The 8,327-nt window shown below is 64.0% G+C and carries 11 protein-coding genes; 2 read left to right on the top strand and 9 right to left on the bottom strand.

Annotation, left to right across the window (positions count from 1 at the left end; translation table 11 throughout):
- Positions 1 to 182: 182 nt before the first annotated feature.
- From EN932_RS22325 to EN932_RS22335, 3 genes are all read right to left on the bottom strand, one after another.
- Positions 183 to 509, bottom strand: a complete 327-nt coding sequence (locus tag EN932_RS22325) for a hypothetical protein (RefSeq protein WP_027163236.1) — start codon at positions 507 to 509, stop codon at positions 183 to 185.
- A gap of 57 nt (positions 510 to 566) precedes the next feature.
- Positions 567 to 1,442: an alpha/beta hydrolase gene (locus EN932_RS22330; RefSeq protein ID WP_127369578.1), complete on the bottom strand. Its 876-nt coding sequence runs from the start codon at positions 1,440 to 1,442 to the stop codon at positions 567 to 569.
- Positions 1,443 to 1,526: 84 nt separating this feature from the next.
- Positions 1,527 to 2,420 (bottom strand): DMT family transporter, encoded by an 894-nt coding sequence (locus EN932_RS22335; RefSeq protein WP_013532338.1) that lies wholly within the window; start codon positions 2,418 to 2,420, stop codon positions 1,527 to 1,529.
- Positions 2,421 to 2,512: 92 nt separating this feature from the next.
- Here EN932_RS22335 and EN932_RS22340 point away from each other — a divergent pair, with 92 nt between their 5' ends.
- On the top strand, positions 2,513 to 3,439 hold the full coding sequence (locus tag EN932_RS22340) for a LysR family transcriptional regulator (RefSeq protein ID WP_128369073.1): 927 nt from the start codon (positions 2,513 to 2,515) through the stop codon (positions 3,437 to 3,439).
- A 39-nt stretch (positions 3,440 to 3,478) separates the two neighbouring features.
- Here the strand turns inward: EN932_RS22340 and EN932_RS22345 are convergent, their stop codons facing one another.
- Complete coding sequence (locus EN932_RS22345) at positions 3,479 to 4,066, bottom strand: hypothetical protein (protein ID WP_127370299.1); 588 nt, start codon at positions 4,064 to 4,066, stop codon at positions 3,479 to 3,481.
- A gap of 125 nt (positions 4,067 to 4,191) precedes the next feature.
- Between EN932_RS22345 and EN932_RS22350 the strand changes: the two genes are divergently transcribed.
- Entirely contained in the window at positions 4,192 to 4,425 is a 234-nt protein-coding gene (locus EN932_RS22350) for a DUF2093 domain-containing protein (protein WP_013532341.1), read from the top strand.
- Here EN932_RS22350 and lpxK read toward each other — a convergent pair.
- The 5 genes from lpxK to EN932_RS22375 form a co-directional block, all read right to left on the bottom strand.
- The gene (gene lpxK / locus EN932_RS22355) at positions 4,422 to 5,447 is read right to left on the bottom strand and encodes a tetraacyldisaccharide 4'-kinase (protein WP_127370300.1); all 1,026 of its coding nucleotides are present in this window, start codon (positions 5,445 to 5,447) and stop codon (positions 4,422 to 4,424) included. The two genes, EN932_RS22350 and lpxK, sit on opposite strands and share 4 nt — an antisense overlap.
- 1 nt (position 5,448) lies before the next feature.
- The gene (gene waaA / locus EN932_RS22360; RefSeq protein ID WP_013532343.1) at positions 5,449 to 6,765 is read right to left on the bottom strand and encodes a lipid IV(A) 3-deoxy-D-manno-octulosonic acid transferase; all 1,317 of its coding nucleotides are present in this window, start codon (positions 6,763 to 6,765) and stop codon (positions 5,449 to 5,451) included.
- On the bottom strand, positions 6,762 to 7,553 hold the full coding sequence (locus tag EN932_RS22365; protein ID WP_013532344.1) for a lysophospholipid acyltransferase family protein: 792 nt from the start codon (positions 7,551 to 7,553) through the stop codon (positions 6,762 to 6,764). The genes waaA and EN932_RS22365 overlap by 4 nt, the downstream gene beginning before the upstream one ends.
- Before the next feature lie 5 nt (positions 7,554 to 7,558).
- A complete protein-coding gene (locus tag EN932_RS22370) occupies positions 7,559 to 7,804 on the bottom strand; it encodes a DUF4170 domain-containing protein (RefSeq protein WP_013532345.1) in 246 nt (81 codons plus the stop codon).
- 103 nt (positions 7,805 to 7,907) lie between these two features.
- Positions 7,908 to 8,327: inositol monophosphatase family protein (locus tag EN932_RS22375; protein ID WP_281061549.1), on the bottom strand; the 420-nt coding region annotated here is incomplete at its 5' end.

Here is an 8,327-nt window from a genome sequence, read left to right on the forward strand (position 1 = left end):
CCCAGCAGACCGCCTCGCCGAAAAGCCAGGCTCCTGCCGCCAAAGCGGTCAGCAAATAGCGTGCAGCCGCCAGCAGGAGCGGAGGCGCGTCATTGAGACCGAGCTTGATCGCGGCCCAGGTCAGCCCCCAGATCAGCGATATCACCGCGAAGAAGAAGAGGTTGCGAACCACCGATCGGCGCTCAGCGCAGTCCCCGACGATCGACAAGTATCCGATGGATTTCGATCCGCTCCGGCAGCTCGATCAGGAACTCGGCATCGCGGTCCAGATGATGGACTTTGGTCGGTTCGCCTTTGGTAAAGGCGGTCATCGCTTGCATGTCGGCCCAATAGGAGATGGTTGTGAACCACGTCTCGGCATCACGGTCCTCGCGCAGCAATTGGACGCCAAGCGCCGTCTTCTCGAGGGGCGGAATACCCTCGGCACGCAGGTATGGCTCATAGGCGTCGGCGATGTCGCGGCGGGTGCGACCGCGCCAGATGCGCGCGATGGTCGGTTTGGTCGGCATGAGGTTCTCCTTCAGTCAGGCGGACAGCAAACCGGGCATAGCGGACGCCGGCTGTGATCAGCCGTGAACACGAGCCAGGAAATCGCGGACCAGCGGCAGCGCGTCGTCGAAATGTGTCTCGAGCAGCCAATGACCCGCCCCTTCGATCAGATGCAGTTCCGCATCGGGCAGATCGCGATGATAGGCCGTTGCCGACGCCGCGGGCATATAGCCATCCTCTGGCCCCCAAACGATCAACGTGGGCGGATGGTGTTCACGCAAATAAGCCTGGTAGCGCGGAAACCAGGTGAGATTGGCTTCCAGCTTCTCCATCAGACCGACGGCGATCTGCCGACGAACCGGCGTGTTCATCAGTGGCCAGTGAAGGCTCCAGAGATCGGGCGGCACGCGCATGGCGACGTCGTCAGCCACTTCCCCGATGAACTCGGCCCGGAACCCGTCCTCACTTACCGCGGCCTCGAGCGGACGGTGCTTGCCGGGCGCCTTGTCGGTCCACCAGGCCTTGATCGTGGCGTATTTGGGTCCAAGCACGTCCTCGTAGATGTCGCCGTTCTGGATGATCAGGGCGCTGATCCGCTCCGGGTGCGAGATCGCATGCCGGAGCCCTATCTGCGAGCCATAATCGTGCAGCCACAAGGCGTAGCGTTCGAGACCGAATTCATCGGCAAGCTTGGAAAGCACGTCGCAATAGGCGTCGAAATCATAGCCGAAGGTGACCGGATCGGGTGTGCCGCTGTATCCGAAGCCAGGCCAGTCGAATGCAATCGTCCGCCAGCGGTCGGCGAGCGCCGGCATCAGTCGGCGGAATTGGAACGAAGAGCAGGGATAGCCGTGCGGCAAGAGCAAGACAGGTGCTTCTAACGGCCCTGCCTCGCGATAAAAAATGGATAGATCATCCAGTTGCATGCGTCGGTGCGTGGTTGCACCCGGCATTCGGACCTCCGTCGAACAAACCTCGGCTAAACGCGTTTGATCGAGGGATCGTTCCGAATGGCGGAAGCGGACGGTCGGCAATATTCATCTCTTCAAATTCACCACGATGACACCGCCCAGCGCCAGCGCGCCGCCGATTATGCCGAGCAGCGTGGGAACTTCGCCCAGCCAGAAGAAGCCGATCAGCGCGGACATCGGCGAGACCAGATAGAGGAAGTTGGAGGCACGTGCCGCCGGCAGACGCGACAGCGCGGTCGCCCAGGCGGCATAGGCGATGAGGCTGGGCACGATGCCGAGAAAGATGACGGCGCCGAGGCCTGCTGTGTCGGCGACCGCCGCCTGCGAAAAGGCCGACGGCAGGAAGGGCGCCAGGCATAGTGCGCCGAGCACCATGTTCGAAGCCGAAATGGTCAATGGATGATGGCGGGCAAACAGCGGCTTCTGGACGATGGTGTTGACGGCCGAGCACAAGGCCGAACCAAGCACCAACAGAGCACCGGTGTTGAACGACAGGCCATGCCCGTCGGCCATGGCGATGATGCCTATACCGGCGAAGGAAATCACCGTACCGATCCAGGCCACGCCTGAGAAGCGCTCGCCCAGCAATGCCATCGCCATGATGGCGGTGAAGATCGGGCTGACATTGATGATGAAGCCGGCGGCACCGGCCGAGACGGTCAGTTCGCCGAAATTGAGCATGACGGTGTAGAGCGCGACGAAGATGGCGCCGCCAAAGACCAGGCGCCACGCTTCGTCGAGCCTTGGCAGCGCCGGGCGCTTGACGGCCAGGAAGATCGCCGCCGGCACAGCGGCGATGGCAAATCGCAACGCACCCAGTTCCAGTGGGCCGAAGGCGGCGAGACCGGCTCGGATAGCGGGAAAGGCGGAGGCCCAACCAACCACCGTCAGCGCCACCGCGATGGCTGCCGTGGTGTCCATTCGCTGTGTCGAATTCAACGTGCCCGTTATCTCGCTCATCTCACCGCCCTCGTATTTCTTCGGTCCTGAAAGGCAGAAAACGCCTTTTCACCCCGGTTGACAAACGACGAAATCGAGGATCACCTGTGACTATGGATCACAGCTCGGACACAATGGTGCCGCTCGAAACGCTGCGCGCCTTCGATGCGGCGGCGCGGACAGGCAGCTTTTCAGCGGCCGCCGAAAAGCTCAATATCACCCATGGCGCCGTCAGCCGGCAGATCGCCAAGCTCGAGGACTGGCTGGGATTGAAAGTCTTCGACCGTGGTGCGCGCGGCGTCTCGCTGACGATCGAAGGCAACAGGCTGCATCTGCGCACGGCGGAAGCCTTTGCGCTGATATCGACCCATTCCGACCGCTGGGTCGAGCCCCGTGGCACGGCGGTGGTGCGGCTGACCTCGATCCCCTCGGTCAGCGGACTGTGGCTGATGCCGCGCATGGCAGCGCTGGAAAACAATCCCTCGAAGCTGCGCATCGTGCTCGATGTCGACATCCGCCAGGCCGACCTTGCCGATGAAGGCATCGACCTCTCGATCCGTTGTGGACGCGGCGGCATTCCGGGCCGCATCTCGGTGCAGCTTTTCGAGGAACATGTCTTCCCTGTCGCGTCACCCGAGCTTGCCCGCGAGATCGGCCGCGGCGACCCTGCCCGGCTGCTCAAATATCCGCTGATCAACGATTCCGACGCGTCGGCCTGGCGCGCCGGGTTTGCCGCGCAAGGCATGGATTACCGCCCGCGCCCGCAGGACCGCCGCTTCGAAGACTACAATCTGGTGCTCGACGCCGCCGCCTATGGGCTCGGCATCGCGCTGGCCCGCCCGCCGCTGACCGGACATCAATTACAATCGGGCCGCATCACTCCCGTCGATGAGCGCACAGCCCTCAACCCGGTATCCTACTGGCTCGACCGGCCGATGGGGCGGCCGCGTGCCGCCGCCGCCGACCTCGCCCGCCGCATCGCAGCAGAGGCCGGGCTGGCCCAGGAAAAGATCGAGGCGTTTATCGAAGTCGAGCGATAGGCCTTCCGGACCTATATGTAAAACCGGCCGATTCGAAGCTCAGCGAAGCAACAACAAAACGAACCCAAGGATCACCGCTCCCAGCAAACCGGCCATTATCGAAACAAAGCCAATTTTCACCAGCAACTGCTCAGGGTTCGGCACCGCACCATGGGATTGATTGGCCGGCCTGTACCTGCCCGCCGGCGTACCCAGGGCGGCAGCGTTGCGCGGGATTGGAGCCTGCGGCGGGATAAGCGAAAGCAATGACAGCCCCGCAACCCTGGCGGAGGCATTGTCATTGGCGGTTGTCGAAGGCGGCAAGAAGGCTCGCAGCGTTTCGGCTTCGGGTTTTGCCTTTCTCGCCACGACTGTTGCCAACGCCGCCTCTTCGCCCGTCTCAAGCTGGGCAAGATAGGCCTCGACGATGCCAGCGGATGCGATCTGCTGCGATTTGACGGCCATCGGCGCCGCCGGCAAAATCAACAGCGCCGGCGCTGTCTGCTGCGCGAGCAGAGACGGCGCCGGCGGTTGGACCAGCGCCTTGACCAGTGCCGTCATCACAGGATCAGCCTGCCCCAAGGGCACGGCTTGCGGCGTCATCACTTCCCTAAGCAGGGCGGGAAGACGAGTGGAGGAAACGTCCATTGCGGCCCACCAACAACATTTTTCCGCTTCACAATAAGCGTTCAGCATTGTCTCAGGCTTGTCTCATGCTTGACCTCGCCGGGAATTTATGGCGATGAAATCCTCATGAACCCTGGCGTCCCCGCATGATGAACCGTTTCGAAGGCCCCGGCGGCAAGGAAGCCCGCATCCGCTATCTGGATGGCGACTTCCAGGTTACCAGTCCCGGCGCGTTCGTGCGCTGCGCGGTGACAGGCGAAAGCATTCCGCTCGACGAGTTGAAGTACTGGAGCGTCGCAAGGCAAGAGCCCTATATCAGCGCCACCGCCTCGCTGCGCCGTGAAATCGAGATGCATCCGGAGCTGCGTAAGCGCAGTTAACCCTTCAGCTTGCGCTGGCGCCAGGCATCGAGCGTCTCGTCGATGATGCGCTCGGGAACGTGATCGAGTTCGAAGACCGTGTCGATCTCCAGCACCTCGAGCCGGTCGAGAAAGTCCTGTGAGGCGCCGTGGCGCAGCCGGGCGGCGTCCTTGGCGGTGGTGATGAGCACCAGCCCCTCAGTGCGTGCGGTCGCCGCCAACTCGGCAAGTTCGTCCTCCGCATAGAAATGATGGTCCGGAAACGGCCGCGTCAATGCCAGTTCGCCGCCGGCCTCGCGCACCGTGTCGAAGAATTTCTCGGGATGGCCTATACCGGCGAAGGCGAGGAACCGCTTGCCGGCAAGCCCTGCCTTGCCGCGTGGCTCTGTATGGGCCTCGAAGATCGCCCGGCCGGCGCGTGCCGCCTGGCGGACCACGCTGTCGGCGGCAGTGCCCTCGCCCATTTTCAACAACCCGCTGGTGAAAACCAGCTGGTCGACGATTTTGGCCCTGAGCGGCCCCCCCGGAATGACGCGGCCGTTGCCGATCCCGTAGCGCGCATCGACCACGACCAGCGCATAGTCGATGTGGATGCGGGCGCTCTGGAAGCCATCGTCCATGATCAGGAAATCGCAGCCATTCCGTTCCAGCAGCAGCCGGGCGCCGGCGGCGCGGTTCGGCGTCACCGCCACCGGCGCGTGTTCGGCGAGCAGCAGCGGTTCGTCGCCGACATGCCGGGCGCTGTCGTGGTCGATATCGACCACGTGCGGCTCGGCGAAGGAGCCGCCATGGCCGCGCGACAGGAAGCCTGGTTTCAGATGCATGCGCTTGGCCTGCTTGGCGAGCGCGATGGCCACCGGTGTCTTGCCGGTGCCGCCAACCGTGAAATTGCCGATGCACAGAACAGGCGCTTCGATCTTCTCACGCTTGGCCCGCCGCATGCCGCGGCCGGCGGCAGCCGCATAGATGGCCGACAGCGGCAACAGTGCCAGGACCCGCCAGTCCGGCTCTTCCCACCAGAATGGTGGTGCTTCCGAGGCCACGCTAGCGCCCGTTCGCGCCCTTCAGGCGCGACTTGACGACCAGCGGCTGGATGTAGGGCTCAAGCGATTTCAGCGTACGCGCCAGCGCACCGCGCATCTCGTCGACGGTCGCAATGCCTGCCGCCATCATCTCGTGGCGCGCCACTTCGTTGGTCAGGAGGAAATTGACGGCGCCGGCCAGCATGTCGCGATCGCGCACCAGCTTGGCGCCGCCGCTGTCGAGGAGACGCTGGTAGGCCTCGCGAAAATTCTGCACATTGCGCCCGGCGAGAACCGCCGTGTCGAGCATGGCCGGCTCCAGCGGGTTCTGGCCACCCTCGGAGGTCAGCGAGCGGCCGACGAAGGCTATTTCCGTCAGCCGGAGATAGAGCCCCATCTCGCCGATCGTGTCGCCAAGCAATATGTCGGTGTCGGCCGTGATCCTGTCGCCCTTGCTGCGCCGCGCGACTTTCAGGCCCATGCCGGAAATCTGCGCCGCAAGCGCCTCGGCTCGATCGGGATGACGCGGAACGACGATCGTCAGAAGACCATGGTGGCGCTTGTGCAGCGTCGCGTGGACTTCAGCCGCGACCACTTCCTCGCCGTCATGGGTCGAGATCGCCGCCCAGGTCGGGCGCGTGCCTATCTGCCGCCGCAGTGTCGCCAGCGCCCGTTCGTCGACCGGCGGCGGCGACGTGTCCACCTTGAGGTTGCCCGACACCGTCACCGGCCGCGCGCCGAGCGCGAGAAACCGCTCGCCATCGACATCCGACTGCGCCACGACATGAGCCAGGTTCTCGAACAGCGCCTCGGCGATGTTGGCCCGTTTCTTCCACGATTTGAACGAGCGGTCGGACAGCCTGCCATTGACCAGCACCTGCGGCACACGGCGCGCGCCAAGCTCGAGGATGGTCATCGGCCAGATCTCGGATTCGGCGATGATTGCCAGATCCGGCTGCCAGTGATCGAGGAACCGGCTGACCGCCGGCTTGAGATCGAGCGGTACATATTGATGGATGATCCGGTCACCGAGCCGCTCGTCGGCGACCTGCGCAGAGGTCACCGTGCCGGTCGTCAGCACGATGTTGACGCCATAGTCGAGAATGCTTTCGACCAGCGGCACGACGGCTATGGTCTCACCGACGCTCGCGGCATGGATCCAGATCACCGGCCCGTCGGGGCGCGCGCGGCCGGCGACGCCATAGCGCTCGCGGCGGCGGTAGCGGTCTTCCTTGCCGCGCGAGGTGCGCCAGGCAACGTAGGGCCCGACCAGCGGATAGGCTGCCGCACCCGCGAATCGGTAAGCCGACAGCATGGCCCGTGCCCAGCGGCCGCTCATCGCGGAGCATCCACGAGACGGTAAGCCTCGGCGGTCGCGGCATTGAGCGCTGTCGTCACTTCCTGGCGCTTGCGCTCCATTTCGGCGTCATCGGCGCCGGCCGCCACGAAGATCGGCTGGCCGATGACGATCGACGAACGGCCGAACGGCAGGTTGATGGTGGTCTTGTCCCAGCTCTTCTCCAGCACCTTGCGGCGGCTGGTGGTGATGGCGACGGGCACAAGCGGCCGGCCCGAGAGGCGAGCCAGGAGAACGATGCCAAGTCCTGCGTCTCGCGGCGTGCCGTGCGGAATATCTGCGATCATGGCGACGTTCTTGCCGACGGCGAGCGACTTTTTCAGGGCGATAAGCGCTTTTGCCCCACCCTTGTCGAGGTGCCTGGCATTTTCCCGCCCGCCCGAGCCGCGCACCGCCTCAATGCCGAATTTTTCCAGCATCAAGGCGTTGAGCTCGGCATCGGCGCTGCGCGAAACCATGGCGACCAGCGGCTTGCGCTTGGGATAATAGGCAGGCGTCAGCAGATGCTGGCCGTGCCACAAGGCGATGATGCCAGGCTCGAACTCGGTATAGGCACCGCCCGAAAACCGTGCCGATCCCTCGACGACGCGATTGGTGAGGCGCACGAAGCGGACGAACTGGGCGAACAGGCTGGCGATGGCGTTCTTGACGAATCGCGACTGCGCAAGCGGTTGGCGAATCTTGCGCCAGAAGGCCTTGGTCGTGCGGCTGCGTCCCCTGCCCGTGGGCGCGGCATCGCTTGCTGGCCCTTTCGCCAGGTCATGCTCCATCGAAGTCAACCGGCAGCCTTGTTGTCGGGGTCCAGCAGCCGGTGCAGATGAACGACGAAGTAACGCATGTGAGCGTTGTCCACGCTGGCTTGCGCCTTGGCTTTCCACGCCGTGTGCGCGGATTGATAGTCGGGATAGATGCCGACGATGTCGAGCCCGTCGAGATCGCGGAATTCGGTGCCGCCAAGCTTCTTCAGTTCGCCACCGAACACCAGATGCAAAAGCTGTTTCTTTCCGTCTTCCGCGGCCATGTCGGTCCTTCACATATCGTGAGTTTGTCACAGGTCTAGACCAAAGCCGCCGACTTTGGAACCTTTAGGGCGAGATGAATTCATCTCGCCGGGGAAAACGCTTTCACGTGTCCAGACCGGCGATGACGCCGGCGAGCACGGCCAGCAATTCACCGCTGCCGGCAGCAAGGGCGCCGTGACGAGTCACCTCGCCGGCATAAAGTGGAGCGCGGCCATGCTGGTCGAGCAGCTGGCCGCCGGCCTCGCGCAGGATGAGGTCGGCCGCTGCAATGTCCCAGTCATGCGCGTTCGGCTTGACGAAAGTGGCGTCCAGCGCGCCATTGGCGATCATGGCCAGCCGATAGGCGAGCGAAGGGCTGTAAGGCGCCCGCTTCAGCCGCGCCTGCCATTCGGCAGGCATCAGGTCGGTCAACTGCTTCAGCCCGGAAATCTCGGCCGTTTCCGCCAGCTTGCGAACCGCAATGCGCTTGCCGTTGCGGAAAGCACCCTGGCCGGGCAGCGCCCAATAGGTCTCCTCCATCGC

Origin of the sequence: Mesorhizobium sp. M7A.F.Ca.US.002.01.1.1, assembly GCF_004022955.1 — a bacterium.
Classification (GTDB): domain Bacteria; phylum Pseudomonadota; class Alphaproteobacteria; order Rhizobiales; family Rhizobiaceae; genus Mesorhizobium; species Mesorhizobium ciceri.